The 16,303-nt window shown below is 55.9% G+C and carries 20 protein-coding genes; 15 read left to right on the forward strand and 5 right to left on the reverse strand.

The window, feature by feature from the left end:
* Positions 1 to 6: 6 nt before the first annotated feature.
* The 7 genes from aceF to GALF_RS13345 all read left to right on the forward strand — a co-directional run bounded on the left by aceF (position 7) and on the right by GALF_RS13345 (position 5,790).
* A complete protein-coding gene (aceF, locus tag GALF_RS13315; protein ID WP_013294586.1) occupies positions 7 to 1,254 on the forward strand; it encodes a dihydrolipoyllysine-residue acetyltransferase in 1,248 nt (415 codons plus the stop codon).
* Entirely contained in the window at positions 1,255 to 1,908 is a 654-nt protein-coding gene (gene nadD / locus GALF_RS13320; RefSeq protein ID WP_013294587.1) for a nicotinate-nucleotide adenylyltransferase, read from the forward strand. It begins immediately after the preceding gene.
* The gene (rsfS, locus tag GALF_RS13325) at positions 1,902 to 2,264 is read left to right on the forward strand and encodes a ribosome silencing factor (protein WP_013294588.1); all 363 of its coding nucleotides are present in this window, start codon (positions 1,902 to 1,904) and stop codon (positions 2,262 to 2,264) included. Before nadD ends, rsfS begins: the two co-directional genes overlap by 7 nt.
* Positions 2,265 to 2,266: 2 nt before the next feature.
* Positions 2,267 to 2,737, forward strand: a complete 471-nt coding sequence (rlmH, locus tag GALF_RS13330; protein ID WP_013294589.1) for a 23S rRNA (pseudouridine(1915)-N(3))-methyltransferase RlmH — start codon at positions 2,267 to 2,269, stop codon at positions 2,735 to 2,737.
* Positions 2,738 to 2,745: 8 nt separating this feature from the next.
* On the forward strand, positions 2,746 to 3,366 hold the full coding sequence (locus GALF_RS13335; RefSeq protein WP_013294590.1) for a Maf family protein: 621 nt from the start codon (positions 2,746 to 2,748) through the stop codon (positions 3,364 to 3,366).
* A gap of 34 nt (positions 3,367 to 3,400) precedes the next feature.
* Positions 3,401 to 4,855, forward strand: coding sequence for a ribonuclease G (gene rng / locus GALF_RS13340; protein ID WP_013294591.1), 1,455 nt, complete (start codon positions 3,401 to 3,403; stop codon positions 4,853 to 4,855).
* 92 nt (positions 4,856 to 4,947) lie between these two features.
* The gene (locus GALF_RS13345; RefSeq protein WP_013294592.1) at positions 4,948 to 5,790 is read left to right on the forward strand and encodes a delta-class carbonic anhydrase; all 843 of its coding nucleotides are present in this window, start codon (positions 4,948 to 4,950) and stop codon (positions 5,788 to 5,790) included.
* A gap of 47 nt (positions 5,791 to 5,837) precedes the next feature.
* Here GALF_RS13345 and GALF_RS13350 read toward each other — a convergent pair whose 3' ends face one another.
* The 4 genes from GALF_RS13350 to GALF_RS13365 are packed head-to-tail and all read right to left on the reverse strand — an operon-like array spanning position 5,838 to position 8,224.
* Positions 5,838 to 6,128 (reverse strand): DUF167 domain-containing protein, encoded by a 291-nt coding sequence (locus tag GALF_RS13350; protein ID WP_013294593.1) that lies wholly within the window; start codon positions 6,126 to 6,128, stop codon positions 5,838 to 5,840.
* On the reverse strand, positions 6,128 to 6,694 hold the full coding sequence (locus tag GALF_RS13355; protein WP_013294594.1) for a YggT family protein: 567 nt from the start codon (positions 6,692 to 6,694) through the stop codon (positions 6,128 to 6,130). The genes GALF_RS13350 and GALF_RS13355 overlap by 1 nt, the downstream gene beginning before the upstream one ends.
* Positions 6,691 to 7,503, reverse strand: a complete 813-nt coding sequence (proC, locus tag GALF_RS13360) for a pyrroline-5-carboxylate reductase (protein ID WP_013294595.1) — start codon at positions 7,501 to 7,503, stop codon at positions 6,691 to 6,693. The genes GALF_RS13355 and proC overlap by 4 nt, the downstream gene beginning before the upstream one ends.
* Before the next feature lie 25 nt (positions 7,504 to 7,528).
* Positions 7,529 to 8,224 (reverse strand): YggS family pyridoxal phosphate-dependent enzyme, encoded by a 696-nt coding sequence (locus GALF_RS13365; RefSeq protein WP_013294596.1) that lies wholly within the window; start codon positions 8,222 to 8,224, stop codon positions 7,529 to 7,531.
* A 63-nt stretch (positions 8,225 to 8,287) separates the two neighbouring features.
* Between GALF_RS13365 and GALF_RS13370 the strand changes: the two genes are divergently transcribed.
* The 8 genes from GALF_RS13370 to GALF_RS13405 all read left to right on the forward strand — a co-directional run bounded on the left by GALF_RS13370 (position 8,288) and on the right by GALF_RS13405 (position 15,259).
* The gene (locus GALF_RS13370) at positions 8,288 to 9,331 is read left to right on the forward strand and encodes a type IV pilus twitching motility protein PilT (RefSeq protein WP_013294597.1); all 1,044 of its coding nucleotides are present in this window, start codon (positions 8,288 to 8,290) and stop codon (positions 9,329 to 9,331) included.
* A 66-nt stretch (positions 9,332 to 9,397) separates the two neighbouring features.
* On the forward strand, positions 9,398 to 10,534 hold the full coding sequence (locus GALF_RS13375) for a PilT/PilU family type 4a pilus ATPase (RefSeq protein WP_013294598.1): 1,137 nt from the start codon (positions 9,398 to 9,400) through the stop codon (positions 10,532 to 10,534).
* 27 nt (positions 10,535 to 10,561) lie between these two features.
* Positions 10,562 to 10,972 (forward strand): CoA-binding protein, encoded by a 411-nt coding sequence (locus GALF_RS13380; protein WP_013294599.1) that lies wholly within the window; start codon positions 10,562 to 10,564, stop codon positions 10,970 to 10,972.
* Positions 10,969 to 11,544 (forward strand): DNA-3-methyladenine glycosylase I, encoded by a 576-nt coding sequence (locus GALF_RS13385; RefSeq protein ID WP_013294600.1) that lies wholly within the window; start codon positions 10,969 to 10,971, stop codon positions 11,542 to 11,544. The genes GALF_RS13380 and GALF_RS13385 overlap by 4 nt, the downstream gene beginning before the upstream one ends.
* 1 nt (position 11,545) lies before the next feature.
* The gene (dapF, locus tag GALF_RS13390; protein WP_013294601.1) at positions 11,546 to 12,376 is read left to right on the forward strand and encodes a diaminopimelate epimerase; all 831 of its coding nucleotides are present in this window, start codon (positions 11,546 to 11,548) and stop codon (positions 12,374 to 12,376) included.
* A 9-nt stretch (positions 12,377 to 12,385) separates the two neighbouring features.
* Positions 12,386 to 13,012 (forward strand): DUF484 family protein, encoded by a 627-nt coding sequence (locus tag GALF_RS13395; RefSeq protein ID WP_013294602.1) that lies wholly within the window; start codon positions 12,386 to 12,388, stop codon positions 13,010 to 13,012.
* Complete coding sequence (gene xerC, locus GALF_RS13400; protein WP_013294603.1) at positions 12,972 to 13,925, forward strand: tyrosine recombinase XerC; 954 nt, start codon at positions 12,972 to 12,974, stop codon at positions 13,923 to 13,925. Before GALF_RS13395 ends, xerC begins: the two co-directional genes overlap by 41 nt.
* Positions 13,922 to 15,259 (forward strand): class I SAM-dependent rRNA methyltransferase, encoded by a 1,338-nt coding sequence (locus tag GALF_RS13405; protein ID WP_013294604.1) that lies wholly within the window; start codon positions 13,922 to 13,924, stop codon positions 15,257 to 15,259. Before xerC ends, GALF_RS13405 begins: the two co-directional genes overlap by 4 nt.
* Here the strand turns inward: GALF_RS13405 and GALF_RS13410 are convergent.
* Complete coding sequence (locus GALF_RS13410) at positions 15,256 to 16,278, reverse strand: CDP-6-deoxy-delta-3,4-glucoseen reductase (RefSeq protein WP_013294605.1); 1,023 nt, start codon at positions 16,276 to 16,278, stop codon at positions 15,256 to 15,258. The genes GALF_RS13405 and GALF_RS13410 overlap by 4 nt on opposite strands.
* Positions 16,279 to 16,303 lie beyond the last annotated feature (25 nt).

Below are 16,303 nucleotides of genomic sequence, written 5' to 3' on the forward strand. Positions count from 1 at the left end.
AGACACGTGGCAGAAATAAAACAGGTTTTAGTGCCGGATATCGGCGACTACAAGGGCGTCAGCGTTATCGAAGTCATGGTGAAAGTTGGCGACACAATCAACGAAGAAGATACCCTGTTGACGCTGGAAACAGACAAGGCGGCGATGGATGTCCCCTCACCCTACTCCGGCATCGTCAAGGAGTTACACGTTGAAATCGGCGACAAAGTGTCGCGCGGTTCGCTGATTCTGGTCATGGAAAGCAGCGATGCTGCGGCTCCAGCAGCTGCACCGGTTGCAGCGCCGGTAATCGTCGCACCAGTCGCTGCACCGGTCGCCGTTGTCGCTCAAACAGTGCAGTCCGTTGTATCCTCGGGCAAAGCACACGCAAGCCCGGCCATCCGCCGGTTTGCCCGCGAACTGGGTGCGGACATCGCACAAATCAAGGGCAGCGGTGAAAAGGGCCGCGTCACCAAAGAAGATGTGCAGAACTTCATTAAGGCCGCGCTTGCCCAACCGCGCGGTGCGGCAGGCGGTAACGGCCTGCAGGTGCTGGATATGCCGGTATTCGATTTTGCGAAATTCGGCACGATCGAAACCCGTCCGCTGTCCCGTATCCAGAAAATTTCCGGCGCAAATCTGCATCGCAACTGGGTGACGATTCCGCATGTCACGCAATTTGACGAGGCGGATATCACCGAGATGGAAGCCTTCCGCAAGCAACTGGGTACAGAGTACGCCAAGCAAAACATCAAGATCACGCCGCTGGCCTTCATGCTCAAAGCGGTGGTGGCGGCCTTGCAGAAATTCCCCAAGTTCAACGCCTCGCTGGACGGCGACAATCTGATATTGAAGCAATATTTCCATATCGGTGTCGCGGTCGATACGCCGGATGGACTGATGGTGCCGGTGCTGCGCGATGTAGACAAAAAGGGCATCGTGCAACTGGCCACCGAGCTTGGCGAAATTTCGACGCGCGCACGCGACAAGAAAATTACCGCAGCGGATATGCAGGGCGGTTGCTTCACGATTTCCAGTCTGGGCGGCATCGGTGGCACGGCGTTTACGCCGATTATCAATGCGCCTGAAGTCGCTATTCTGGGTGTATCGCGCTCGGCCATGAAACCCGTGTATCAGGACGGTGTATTTGTGCCGCGTCTGATGCTGCCGCTGTCGGTCTCCTACGATCATCGCGTGATCGACGGGGCGGCCGCAGCGCGTTTCACCGCCTACCTCGCACAGGTGCTGTCCGACATTCGCCGACTGGCGCTTTAGTTGAAACCTATCGGTATCTTAGGCGGCACATTTGACCCGATCCATTACGGTCACTTGCGTCTGGCCGAGGAGATGCTGGAACTGGCCAACTTGCAGCACATCCGCTTCATCCCGGCTGGCAACCCGCCGCACCGTGACACGCCGCAAGTATCAGCACTGCATCGCAGCGCGATGGTGCAACTTGCGATAGCGGATCAGCCAGCCTTCGTTCTGGATGAGCGTGAAGTGCTGCGTAGCGCTAAATGTTTTACCGTACATACCCTGCGGGAATTGCGCGCTGAATTCGGCGAAAATCAACCGTTATGCCTTTTAATGGGCGGCGATGCGTTTTTACAGTTGCACACCTGGCACGAGTGGGAGCAGATTCTGGATCTCGCCCATATCGTCGTCGGCTATCGTCCGGGCTTCACGCTGGAGGAGCGCATACACAGCGCAAGCCCAAAGCTACGCGAACATTACCAGCAGCGCTTATGCAGCGTGGATTATTTATCGCAACACCCCTATGGCGGCATTGCTGAGCTGGCCATTCCAAAACTGGAAATCTCCGCCACGCTAATCCGCTCACGGGTAGCAGAAAATCGCACCATCCGTTATTTATTGCCCGCAACTGTGGCAAACTACATTTATCAACATCACTTATACATATCATGTTAACTACTGAAGAAAAAACTCTCGCCGTTGTTGCCGCTCTCGAAGACATCAAGGCCACCGACATCACCGTCATCGACACCAGCAAACTCAGTTCGCTGTTCGACCGCATGATTATCGCCTCAGCCACATCAACCCGTCAGACCAAGGCACTGGCCGACAATGTCGTCGTCAAGCTCAAAGAAATGGGTGAAGAAGTGTATGGCCGCGAAGGCGAAGAAAGCGGCGAATGGGTGCTGGTGGACTTAGGCGAAGTACTGGTACACATCATGCAACCTGCCACGCGCGCCTATTACAATCTGGAAGAACTGTGGAGCCGCGCACAAGCCGCACGCCCTAAACTGGCGCAACTGCCAGAATAAGCATGAAGCTGTTGATCGTAACCGTCGGGCACAAAATGCCCGACTGGATCACGACGGGTTTTAACGAGTACGCCAAGCGCATGCCGCGCGAAGCAAAGATCGAACTGCTGGAAATCAAACCCGAACCGCGCACCACTGGAAAGTCCACTCAGCAGATCATGGAAGCAGAAGCCGCGCGCATCCTGAATGCACTGCCACCGGCTTGCCGGCGCATTGCACTCGATGAGCACGGCGCGATGCCCACCACCAAACAGCTGGCCGGTCAGTTGAAGGATTGGATGGGCGAGGGACGCGACGTCGCATTCATTATCGGTGGCGCAGACGGGTTGCACGACTCGGTCAAGCAATCGGCAGGCCAATTAATGGCCTTGTCTGCATTTACACTGCCACACGCCTTTGTGCGCGTACTACTCGCCGAACAGTTGTACCGCGCACACAGTCTGATGCACAATCACCCTTATCATCGCGAATAGGTCATACCATGAGTACCAGACATCCCTACCTCTATCTGGCATCGCAAAGCCCGCGCCGCCGCGAACTGCTCAAACAGATCGGCGTTCACTTTGAACTGCTGCTACTACGCTCCGACAGGCGTCGCCAGATCGATGTCGATGAAACACCGCGGGCAGATGAGACTCCCGAGCTGTATGTCCAGCGCCTTAGCCGTGAAAAGGCCAGATCCGGTTTTGACGCGCTGCAATACCGCAACTTGCAGCCGCAACCTGTATTGGCAGCGGATACGACTGTGACGCTCGACGGAAAAATTTTCGGCAAGCCTGAAAGTAGCGATCAGGCAGCCAGTATGCTGCGCGAGTTGTCCGGCCGTGAACATCAAGTCCTGACCGCCGTGGCAATCGCCCGATCCGAACATATTGAAGTGACGCTTTCCACCTCGACCGTACAATTTGCAAAACTCGATGAAGTTCGCATCAAACGCTATCTGCAGACGCATGAATATATCGATAAGGCGGGCGGTTATGCCATTCAGGGTCAAGCCGCCGCTTTTATTGAACGCATTAGCGGCAGCTACTCCGGTGTAATGGGCCTGCCGCTGTTTGAAACCGTCGAGATGCTGCAGCGATTCGATTTCCCGGCACCTTAAACGTCCTTTGCAGCAGATTACACTATATAAACCCATGAGCGAAGAGATACTGATTAACGTCACCCCGCAGGAAACGCGCGTCGCGGTGATGCAACTGGGCGTCGTGCAGGAACTGCACATAGAAAGAGGCAGCAACCGCGGCATTGCCGGCAACGTGTATCTTGGCCGCATCAAGCGCGTCTTACCCGGCATGCAGTCGGCCTTTATCGACATCGGACTTGAACGCTCCGCCTTTTTGCACGTTGCGGACATCTGGGAGAATAGCAACAGCGGTATCGAGGCCAAGCCGATCGAAAAAATCCTTTTTGAAGGACAAAATCTGCTGGTGCAAGTCATCAAAGAACCGATCGGCAGTAAAGGCGCCAGACTCACCACGCAACTGAGCTTTGCCGGACGTTTGCTGGTCTTCTTACCTCAGGAAATGCGCATCGGCGTATCGCAGCGCATCGAAGGGACTGAGCAACGGGACGCCTTGCGCGCCAAGTTACAGGCAATCCTGCCGCCTGACCACCACGGCGGCTATATCATCAGGACGGTTGCCGAAGCGAAGGACGACGCGCACTTCGCAATCGACATCGCCTATCTCGACAAGTTGTGGAGCAACCTGCAAACGGCGGCTAAAACGGCCAGCGCACCGCAACTGCTGTATCAGGAACTGGACATCAGCCTGCGCGTATTGCGCGACTTCGTCAGCGAAGAAACCGCCCGAATTTTGATCGATTCGCGCAGTACCCGCAATAAAATGCTCGAATTCGCCGACAACTACAACGCCGATGCCGCGCAGTTGCTGGAACACTATACCGGCGCACGCCCGCTGTTCGACATGTACAACATCGAAGAGGAAATCGAGCGCGCCCTGTCCAAGCGGGTGGATTTGAAATCCGGCGGTTACCTGATCATCGATCAGACAGAAGCGCTCACCACAGTCGATGTCAACACCGGTGGCTTTGTCGGCGTGCGCAATTTCGATGACACCATATTCAAGACTAATCTAGAAGCAACACAAGTCATCGCCCGCCAATTGCGCTTGCGCAATCTGGGCGGCATCATCATCTGCGATTTCATCGACATGGATAATCTGCAGCATCGCGATGCGGTTCTGGAGGAATTCAAGAAGGCACTGGCACGCGACCATACCCGCATCAGCGTAAACAATTTCTCCTCACTGGGACTAGTGGAAATGACGCGCAAACGGACACGCGAAAGCTTGGCGCATGTCTTATGTGAGCCTTGCCCTACCTGCAAAGGTCGCGGCGAGGTCAAAACCGCCCAGACGGTATGCTACGAGATTCTGCGCGAAATCGTCAGGGAAGCACGCCAGTTTGATGCGCGCGAATATCGCATCTTAGCCTCACAGCAAGTCATTGATTTATTCTTGGAAGAAGAATCTCAAGCACTGGCCGGCCTGTCTGACTTCATAGAAAAACCCATTTCGATGCTGGTTGAAAATCAATACAACCAAGAGCAATACGATGTTATTCTGATGTAAGGTTGATGCAAGTTGCACGCGTTAGTATAATCGTCGCGCGTGACCTCATTGCGCATCTTAATCATTAATAATTAACTATACTCAGGGAAAATATGTTCAAAACCAGAATTATGATTGCCCTTGCGGCAACCTTCCTGTCCTCATCGGTTTTTGCTGACGTGCATGGCCACGATGTCGAGCATGCTGAACACGCTGTTGACGCGCCTGCCTGTACCGGTTTCGGCCCGCAAACACCACGCGACATTGACAGTCATCATGGCGATAACAAGCTCGCTTTTTCTTTGTCCCCGAGTTATAAAGACATGAATCTGTGCAATCTCCACTTCCACGTGAATGCAGAACACAAGGCCAAGGAGTACGCGATTCATGCTGAAGGCGAGCACGGTGCAGATGGCGGTTATCAGTGCAGTATGAGCAAACACCTGAGCAAGGCAGAGCTGGCAGCGACCGCAGAGCCTGTCTGCCCGAGCGAACACGGCGAACTCAAGCCTGGCGACACTATCGAAGTACACTGGGTACACTCTTCAGCACCTGTCACGCCAGGCCCCACACTGGGCGCCTGTTTGTCCGACAATGTCAAGAATCCTGACCTGCGTGTAGAAGCACAGGTGTTCACACTGGTGAACGACCCTAAGGCGCTAGATTTCAATTCGCTGGACTACCACGGCAAGACCGTCAACGGCTACAAGCAGGCTGACGCAATCCCGAGCAATACAGGCAAGCCTGTCGTGTTTGCGGGTTCGACTACCGGTCCAAAATACAGCGAAGCCACTTGCTCTCCCCTGCAGGTAACCTGGAGCGTACGCCCAAGTTGCGCAAAACTTGATATCAACTCTGTCGCCAAGTGGTGCAAGGGCAATGCGTTCAAGGAAGATCATGCACACGGTGTGCGCAAACTGGTGACGACACCAAGTTTACTGTCCGAAATCAAGTAAATTTCACAATCGGTATAGCAACATGAAACAGCCCTCAGGGGCTGTTTTCATTGGTCGGTCAGCAGGCTTTCAGGCTGAATTGCGCTGTCCGTGACCGCGACAACCTTATGCCGAGACTGAGCTCCCTGCCTAAGCTCAACCTGCCTTACCGGCACACGAAACAATTCAGCAATATATTTCAACAGCGCCTCGTTGGCACGGCCATCGATCGGCGGCGCCGCCAGTTTTAACTTAAGCGCCTCGCCGTGCAGACCGCAAATTTCACTGCGTTTGGCACCGGGCTGCACATGCAGCGTCAGCGTGATCACTTCACCAATGCTGCGATACCATGACGCCATCAGAAGAGACTTAATGCAAGCCGTTCAACCATCCCGAGCGGCACCATCATCACCAGCTGACACAAAATCAGCAGCACCATTGAGGACAAATCCACAGTGCCGACCATCGGCACAATACGGCGCAAAGGTTGCAAAAAACGATACGTGATGACATTCAGTATCTGCGAGACCGGTGTATGCGGATTAACCCATGACAAAATCGCCTGCGCGAACACGGCACCCATCAGCAGGTACAGACTGATTTTAAGCAGTTTGACTGCGGCAAGCAGCAGCAACCCTGCCAACGGGAAAAAGTGTCCGATATAGCCTTGTATCAGCATGACGCCCGCGAGGTAGAGCGTTTCGACCAGCAAAGCCAGCAGTAGCGTCGACGTGTCGAATCCCCAGGCGGAAGGCACATAACGGCGGGCGCGCAACACGAGAAAGTCGGTGAATACCATGACAAATTCGCCGATCGGGTTGCGCAGCGGCGCACGCAGCCATTGCAGGTGAAAACGCAGCAACAAAATCGCCGCGAAGGACTGCAAGACCACATCCAGCAAGAATAGCAGCGCCTCGCTCATCATGATGCGCGGCCCAACTCGTCGCCCATTTCACGGGAGCGCGCAGCAGCAGCCTGTGCCGCCTGTGCGATGTGAGCGGCAACGCCGTTGTCCGCTAGACTCAGCAAGGCACGCTCAGTTGTGCCGTTTTTAGAGGTGACGCGCTCGCGCAGTACGGAGACTTCCTCAACACTTGCTGCGGCCAGTTTGCTCGCCCCCAGAAAGGTCGCCACACTCAAGCGGCGCGCATCCTGTGCAACAAAACCCAGCTCCATTGCGGCACGCTGCAAGGCCTCAATCAGATAAAACACATACGCCGGACCGCTGCCTGAAATCGCCGTCACCGCATCGATCATCGCCTCATCGTCCAGCCAAAGCGTCTCGCCTACCGCCGCGAGGATGCTCTGCGCCGCTGTGCGCTGAGCCGCCGGTACCTGCGGCATCGCATACATCCCGGTCATGCCGCTTTGTATCAGCGCCGGCGTATTGGGCATCGCGCGAACGATGTTCTGGCTGCCCGTCCAGCGCGCCAGATCCACGGCGCGAATACCCGCCGCAATGGAGAGCAGCAATTGACCCGTCAGCAGGGGCGCTAACTGCTGCGCCACATCCCTTAATTGCTGGGGCTTCACCGCAAACACGATAAGCTCGCTGCCCGCCACGCCATCCGCCAGATTATCGACCGCACGCACTGCAAATTCCTGTTGCAAGCGCGCCCGGTTGTCCGGGTTGATTTCAACCACGCTGATAAGTGAGGCGCTAAATCCCTGACCCAGCAACCCGCCGATCAGCGCCGTCGCCATGTTGCCGCCACCGATAAAACAAATATTCATCTTAATATCCCGTCTATTCTAAAGTTTAACGCGCACTGTAATTCCGCTCGCCGAAAATAGCCGATCCGATACGCACAATAGTCGCGCCCTCCGCAATCGCAGCCGCAAAATCATGCGACATGCCCATCGATAAGGTATCGAGCGGCAACCCCTCGCTTTTCAACTGAAGATACAACTCGCGCAAGCGTGCAAAGGCGGCACGCTGAACGAGCGGATCATCGGTCGGTGCCGGCACCGCCATCAGTCCGCGTAATTGCAAATTCGGCAAGCAGGCTATTTCATGAGCCAACTGACTGACCTCATCCGGACGAACCCCGCTTTTACTGTCTTCATCGCTGATATTGACCTGTAAGCAACATTGCAAGGGTGGCAGGGAAACGGGCCGTTGCGCGGACAGCCTTTCGGCTATTTTTAAACGATCCACACTGTGCACCCAGCAAAAATGCTCTGCAATCGGTCGCGTCTTATTGCTCTGCACCGGCCCGATAAAATGCCACTCAATTCCCAGATCATCCAATGCGGCGATCTTATCCAGCGCTTCTTGCAGATAACTTTCGGCAAAACGCCGCTGACCTGCTTGAAAGGCACTGCGCACAGCGGTGGCGGGAAACGTCTTACTGACCGCCAGCAAAGTCACCTCATCCGCCGTTCGATCGGCCAAAACGGCCGCTGCTGCCATTGCCGCGCGCACAGCTTGCAAATTGGAAGCTATTATTGCCATAATCTCTCATCCGATTTTTCATCGAGGCTTGCCGCTGTCAGCCTCTTCACCGGGAACATTATAATGGATATCACCGAACTGCTTGCCTTCGGCGTCAAGAACAAAGCCTCCGACCTGCACCTGTCCTCCGGACTACCACCGATGATACGTGTACACGGCGATATGCGCCGCATCAATTTGCCCGCGATGGAACATAAACAGGTTCACGCGATGATTTACGACATTATGAACGACGGGCAGCGAAAGTTTTACGAAGAGAATAAGGAAGTCGACTTTTCCTTCGAAATCCCTAATCTGGCGCGTTTCCGCGTCAACGCCTTCATCCAGCAACGCGGCGCGGCGGCCGTACTGCGAACCATTCCTTCCAAGGTATTCAGCCTCGAGGACTTGAATGCGCCGAAAATTTTCACCGATATTTCCAGTTTTCCCCGCGGCCTGGTGCTGGTCACAGGCCCGACTGGGTCGGGAAAATCTACCACCCTAGCCGCGATGGTCAATTACATCAATGAAAAGGAACAAGGTCACATTCTGACTGTGGAAGATCCAATCGAATTCGTGCACGAATCGAAAAAGTGCCTGATCAATCAGCGCGAAGTCGGACGCGATACGCTGTCCTTCAATGCGGCGCTGCGCTCGGCACTGCGCGAAGATCCCGATGTGATTCTGGTCGGTGAAATGCGCGATCTGGAAACCATACGTCTGGCGATGACCGCGGCGGAAACCGGCCATCTGGTATTCGGCACCCTGCACACCAGTTCGGCGGCCAAAACAATCGACCGTATCATCGACGTTTTTCCGGCCGATGAAAAAGAAATGGTGCGCGCGATGCTGTCCGAAAGCTTGCGCGCGGTGATTTCACAGGCGCTGCTCAAAACCAAGGACGGCACAGGCCGCGTGGCCGCACATGAAATCATGATGTGTACCCCCGCGATCCGCAACCTGATACGCGAGGCCAAAGTGCCGCAGATGTACTCCGCGATTCAGACCGGACAAGGCATGGGTATGCAGACGCTGGATCAATGCCTGACCAATCTGGTGAAAAGCAATATGATTTCACCCGCTGAAGCGCGCACCAAAGCAATGAACAAGGATATGTTCCCCGGATAAATAAACAGTGGTTAGTCGTTAGCGATTCGTCGTTAGAAGCGATGTCACCCTATTTGGAGTATTAGCATGGAAAGAGATCAGGCCACCGAGCTGATACACAATTTGTTGCGCGGCATGGCCAGCAAGAAAGCATCTGACTTATTTATCACCGCAGGCTTTCCGCCCGCATTCAAGGTCGATGGCAAGATGACCCCGGTTTCCAGCCAGCCGCTGTCGCATCAGCATACCCGCGAACTGGCGCGCAGCATCATGAACGACCGCCAAACCGCCGAGTTCGAAGCCTCACACGAGTGCAATTTCGCGATCAGCCCGCACGGCATCGGCCGCTTCCGCGTCAACGTATTTATGCAACAGCAGCATGTCGGCATGGTCATGCGCACCATCACCACCAAAATACCCAATCTCGACGAGATGGGCATGCCCGACATCCTCAAAGACATCGTGATGACCAAGCGCGGTCTGGTCATTCTGGTGGGCGCGACCGGTTCGGGCAAATCCACTACGCTGGCGGGCATGCTGGGCCATCGTAACCAGAACAGCTTTGGACACATCATCACGATCGAAGATCCGGTCGAATATGTGCATGAACATGGCAACTGCATCGTCACGCACCGCGAAGTCGGGGTGGATACGGAATCCTGGCAGGCAGCGCTGAAAAATACGCTGCGTCAGGCACCCGATGTGATTCTGATCGGCGAAATTCGCGACCGGGAAACCATGGAATATGCGGTCGCCTTTGCCGAAACAGGCCATTTGTGCATGGCAACCTTGCACGCGAACAGCGCCAATCAGGCGCTCGATCGCATCATCAACTTCTTTCCCGAAGAGCGTCGCGAACAGTTGTTGATGGACCTGTCGCTCAACGTCAAGGCGCTCATCTCGCAACGCCTCATCCCCAAAAAAGATGGTTCAGGCCGATCCGCCGCGATGGAAATCCTGCTCAACTCGCCGCTGATCTCCGATCTGATCTTCAAAGGCGACGTTCATGCGATCAAAGGCGTGATGGCCAAATCCCGCGAACTGGGTATGCAGACGTTCGATCAGGCGCTGTTTGATTTGTATGAGGCGCATGCCATCAGCTACGAAGAAGCACTCAAAAATGCAGACTCGGTCAACGACCTGCGCCTCAAAATCAAACTGGAGAGCCGCCACACCGCCGACCGCGATGTAATGAGCGGCACCCATCACCTGCAAATGACTTGACGCGCGAACAATTTTTATAAAAAAGCCATGTTTACCAATCCGGATACGACAACGATTTCTCAGATGCTGCAACAGATCCGCACGGTTGCGATCATCGGCCTGTCAGCCAATGAAGCGCGGCCCAGTTTTCGCGTCGCACGAGGACTGCAGCAGCTGGGTTACCGGATCATCCCGGTCAGACCCGGGGTAACTTGTGTGCTGGGTGAGACGGCTTATCCTGATCTGGACAGTCTGCCGGCGCTGCCCGATATCGTCGACGTATTCCGCGCCGCAGAACACATCCCCGCCATCGTCGAGGATTGCATCCGGCTCGGCATTAAGCGCATCTGGCTGCAGGAGGGCATCATCAACGAAGCGGCGGCACAGCGTGCGCAAAACGCGGGAATGACCGTCGTGATGGATCGCTGCCTGTGGCGCGACCGCGCCGCATTGTCATGACCGTGCGGTGCGCCTGGGCGGGCAGTGATGCCTTATACTGCCACTATCACGACACGGAATGGGGCGTGCCGCTGCACGACGATCAACGCCTGTTCGAATTTCTGACTTTAGAAGGGGCGCAAGCGGGGCTGAGCTGGATTACGGTTTTGCGCAAACGGGAAAACTATCGCGCCGCCTTCGATAATTTCGATGCCGCGCGCATTGCAGCGTATGACACTGATAAAATAGCGTCCCTGCTGCTCGACGCAGGCATCGTGAGAAACCGTCTGAAGGTGCAATCCACCGTTACAAACGCACAGCAGTTTCTCCGCGTGCAGGCCGAGTTTGGCAGCTTTGACCGTTTTCTCTGGCAATTCGTCGACGGCAAACCGGTACAGAACACTTGGCGTCACCTCGCAGAGGTACCTGCAAGTACCGCGCAATCGGATGCGATGAGCCGCGAATTAAAGCGCCGCGGTTTCAAGTTCGTCGGGACGACGATCTGCTACGCGCTGATGCAGGCGACCGGCATGGTTAACGATCACACGACAGATTGCTTTAGGCACGACGTAGAACATAGAGCGGGAGTTTAAAATGCGGTTGAAATTTACCAAGATGCACGGCGCGGGAAATGATTTTGTCGTGCTGGATGGCGTACGCCAGCAAATTTCGCTGACGACCGAACAATTGCGCCTGCTGGCCGACCGTCATTTCGGCGTCGGTTGCGACCAAATTTTACTGGTCGAGAAGGCGCACGACGCGAGTGCAGATTTCCGCTATCGCATTTTTAATGCGGACGGCGGCGAAGTCGAACAATGTGGCAACGGCGCGCGCTGCTTCGTGCGTTTCGTGCATGACCAGAAGCTGACGAACAAAGCTGAAATCGTCGTCGAAACCCACAACGGCCTGATCAGACCGCGTCTGGAAGCCGACGGACGTGTCGTCGTCAACATGGGTGCGCCGGTCTTCGATGCGGCGCGGATTCCCTTTTCGGGCGGCACGATCGAGGTGATGCAGCCCCTCGTCGTTGCAGATCAAACGCTGATGGTCAGCATCGTCTCGATGGGTAATCCTCATGCCGTGCAAGTCGTCGACGACGTTGAGCGCGCCGCAGTGGAGGTACTGGGTCCGCTAATCGAACATCACGCAAGCTTCCCCAAACGCGTCAATGCAGGTTTCATGCAGATCATGGATCGCCAGCATATTCGGCTGCGCGTCTATGAGCGCGGGTCAGGCGAAACCCTGTCATGCGGCACCGGAGCCTGTGCGGCGGTGGTATCCGGCATTCGTCGCGGCCTGTTAGACAGCCCGGTTAGCGTGGCCACCCATGGCGGCAACCTCAGTATCGCGTGGGGCGGCGAAGAAACTCCAGTACTGATGACAGGTCCTGCGATCAGCGTATTTTCAGGCGAAATTAACTTATAAGGCATGAGCATGAATTCAGAAGACGTTGCACACTATTTGCTGAACACCCCGGAATTTTTTGAAGACCATCTCGACACCCTCGCGCAAATTACGCTGGCGCACCCGCATGGGGGTCGCACGATTTCACTGGGTGAACGACAACTGCTGGCTTTGCGCGAAAAAAACAAAGTGCTGGAAAAACAGATGTACGAAATGCTCGAATTCGCCAGAGAAAACGAAGCCCTGCAAAATAAGGTACATGAATTCACGGTCTCTTTGTTCGCCGCACGCGATTTGACCACGCTACAGGAAATGATCCCGCATCTGTTGCGCGATATTTTTTCCGTCCCGCATGTTGCAATGCATTTGTGGCAGGTGACACCACCCAGCATGGAAGTGCTGATGTTTACCGACGAACAGTCCAAACCCGTCTGCCTGCATCAGGCCGCGCACGACACGGCCAGCTGGTTCGGCGAAAGTGCCTCACTGCTGCATTCTTTCGCCTATCTGCCGCTGCATGCCGGCAGCGTGTCGGTCGGTCTACTGGTGTTAGCTTCAGAGGAAAAACAACGTTTCTACCCTGAAATGGGCACCGTATTCCTGCAACGCATCGCCGATGCGGCAGGCAGCGCGCTGCACCCTTATCTCGATCACTGATCGCCCAACCGTGAGCCAGAACCCTAACCATGCGTATTTGCAAGGGTATCTGGCATGGCTGCTGGGGGAGCGCCGTTACTCGAAGCTGACCGCCGAGAGTTATGCGCGCGACTTGGCACATCTGTTCGAACTGAGCACAGGTCTCGCGCTGAACGAGCTGAAAGTCAGCCATATCCGCCGCTATATTGCGCAGTTGCATAGTTCAGGGCTGGGAGGCCGTTCGCTCGCCCGCCTGCTCTCGGCCTGGCGCGGCTTTTACAACTATCTGCTGCGCGATCACGGCTTTACCGACAATCCCTGTGTGGGTTTGCGCGCACCGAAGTCGGCCCGTGCCTTGCCTCAGGTCTTGTCCCCCGACCAGGCGGTTCGCATGGTCGATCTGCCAACCGACGCGCCTGATTCGATACGCGACAAGGCAATGTTCGAGCTATTTTATTCTTCCGGCCTGCGTCTGATGGAGCTGATCGATCTTGATGCTGAGTCGATACGCTCAGACATCACTGCGGGCGAAGTGCGCGTGACCGGCAAAGGCCACAAGACCCGCATCGTGCCGCTCGGCGGCTGTGCCATCAGCGCGCTGCACGAATGGCTCGCTGTGCGCCCGACACTTGCCAACATCGGTGAGCGCGCGCTGTTTGTCGGCGCGCGAGGCGCACGCATTTCACCGCGCGTCGTGCAACTGCGCATGAAGCAATGGGGCATCAAACAGGGCATCACCAGCAGCGTGCATCCGCATATGCTGCGCCACTCTTTCGCCACCCACGTACTGCAATCCTCGGGAGATTTGCGCGCCGTACAGGAAATGCTAGGACACGCCAGCATCTCAACCACGCAGGTTTACACCCACCTCGATTTTCAATATTTAAGCAAAATTTACGACGCCGCGCATCCGCGCGCCAAGAGAAAACCATGAGCAAACCTACGAATACCAGATCAGCTTCGACACCGCACCGCACATCCCAAGGCAATCGCGATTTTCGCAAACGCACCCAACGTGAGGCGCGCCCTGCTGCACCACCCCAATCCCGCAGCGTGCCTGTTGCGGGAGATGCGACGGCACAGGCTGCCATCATCTTAAAAGAAGGGCGTGAAAAATCGCTGCTGCGCCGCCACCCCTGGGTATTTTCCGGTGCGATCGAGCGCATTGATGGCACACCCGTGAGCGGCGACACACTGCAGGTTGTGGACGCTGCCGGAAAATTTGTCGCGCAGGCCGCCTACAACGCAGGCTCACAAATCACCGCACGTGTCTGGTCGTGGAATCCCGAGGAGGCGATAGACACAGCCTTTTTCCGCCGCAAGATTGCAACTGCGATTGCAGGTCGCGCGGGACTCAATCTGGCAAAAGACAGTAGCGGCATGCGCCTGATCCATGCTGAATCGGACGGACTGCCCGGGCTGATTGTGGATCAATATGGCGATGTGCTGGTGATGCAGATCGGCAGTGCCGGCATAGAGCACTGGCGCGCACAGATCGCCGACATCTTGCAGGAACTGTGCAATCCCGCCTGCATCTACGAACGTTCGGATTCGGACTCGCGTACGCTCGAAGGCCTCGAATTGCGCTGCGGCGTGTTGCGCGGCACGCTACCCGACACGGTCGAAGTGATTGAGCACGGCCTGCGTTTTCGAGTGGATGTGGCAGATGGCCAGAAAACCGGTTTTTATCTGGATCAACGCGACAACCGAAAACTGACCGAAACGCTGGCTGAAGGTCGCGACGTACTCAATTGCTTCTGCTACACGGGTGGCTTCTCGCTGTACGCCTTGCGCGGCGGCGCGAAATCCGTACTGTCTATGGATGCCTCCGGCGAAGCCCTGCATATCGCGACGGATAACCTGACCCGCAACAATCTGGATGAATCGCGCGCCGAATGGCAGGAGGCAGATGTGTTTGTCGCACTGCGTAAACTGCGCGATCAGGGTAAAACCTTCGACATGATCATCCTCGATCCGCCGAAGTTCGCACCGACCGCAGCTTTTGCCGAAAAGGCCGCGCGCGGCTACAAGGACATCAATCTGCTCGGTTTCAAACTGCTGCGTCCGGGCGGCTTGCTGTTTACCTATTCCTGTTCGGGCGGCATCAGCGAGGAGCTGTTCCAGAAGATCATCGCCGGCGCCGCACTCGATGCGGGGGTCGACGCGCAGATCGTTCGCCACCTGCATGCCAGTGGCGATCATCCTGTGCTGCTCAGTTTCCCCGAAGGCGCGTACCTGAAGGGCTTGCTGCTGAGGGTGGCAGACTAAGGCGCTGCTATCGGCGTCTTGGGTGCGAAGGTAAAGGCATCCGAGAAGAACGCATCGTTCGGCAAGCCGCGGGTGGAGGTAAAGTCGGTGTGAGCGGCTTCGACAACGACCGGTGCACCGCAGGCATAAACCACATGCGCCGACAAATCGCTGTAGTCTTCCAGCACGGCGCAATGCACGAAGCCAGTACGCCCTTGCCAGTGATCTTCCGGCAGCGCATCAGACAGCACAGGCGTGAACTGTATGCCTTGCGCCTCCCATTGCTTTGCCATCTCGAGCATATAAAGATCGGACAGTTTGCGCGCGCCCCAGTAGAAATGCATGGGGCGCTTGATGCCGATATACAGCGCGTGTTCGATAATCGCCTTGATCGGCGCGAAGCCGGTGCCTGAGGCGACAAAAATAATCGGCTTGTCCGAGTCTTCGCGCAGGAAGAAGGTGCCCAGCGGCCCCTTGAAGCGCAGGATGTCGCGCTCTTTCATTTCTTCGAATACATGATGGGTGAATGCGCCGCCTGAGATGTTGCGGATATGCAACTCGAGAAACTCGTCGGTATGCGGAGCATTGGCCAGCGAGAAACTACGCGGTTTTTGGTCTTTCAACAGGATGTCGATGTACTGGCCGGCTAAAAACTGCAGGCGCTCATTGGCCGGTAACTTGAGCTTCAAAACCATCACATCTTCCGCGGGTTTTTCCATGCTGTGCACACGGCAGGGCATGGTTTTCACCTGAATATCCCTGACCGCGTTGACTTCCTGACATTCGATGATCAGATCCGATTGCGGTTTGGCACAGCAGAACAAGGCCATACCGGCCTTTTTTTCAGCCTCCGTCAGCGCGCTACCGTGACCGTGATCGACCTCACCTTGCAACACTTTCCCCTTGCACACCCCGCATACGCCGTCACGGCAACTGTAAGGTAGCGTATAGCCGTTTTTAAGCGCGGCTTCGAGGATAGTTTCGTTGTCGGCAATGGAAAACTGGTGCCCGCTGGGCTGTATCGTGGTCTGAAAGTTCATGATCTGTGCCGTTTTAGAGTGCTTT

Origin of the sequence: Gallionella capsiferriformans ES-2 (assembly GCF_000145255.1) — a bacterium.
Taxonomy (GTDB): Bacteria; Pseudomonadota; Gammaproteobacteria; order Burkholderiales; family Gallionellaceae; genus Gallionella; species Gallionella capsiferriformans.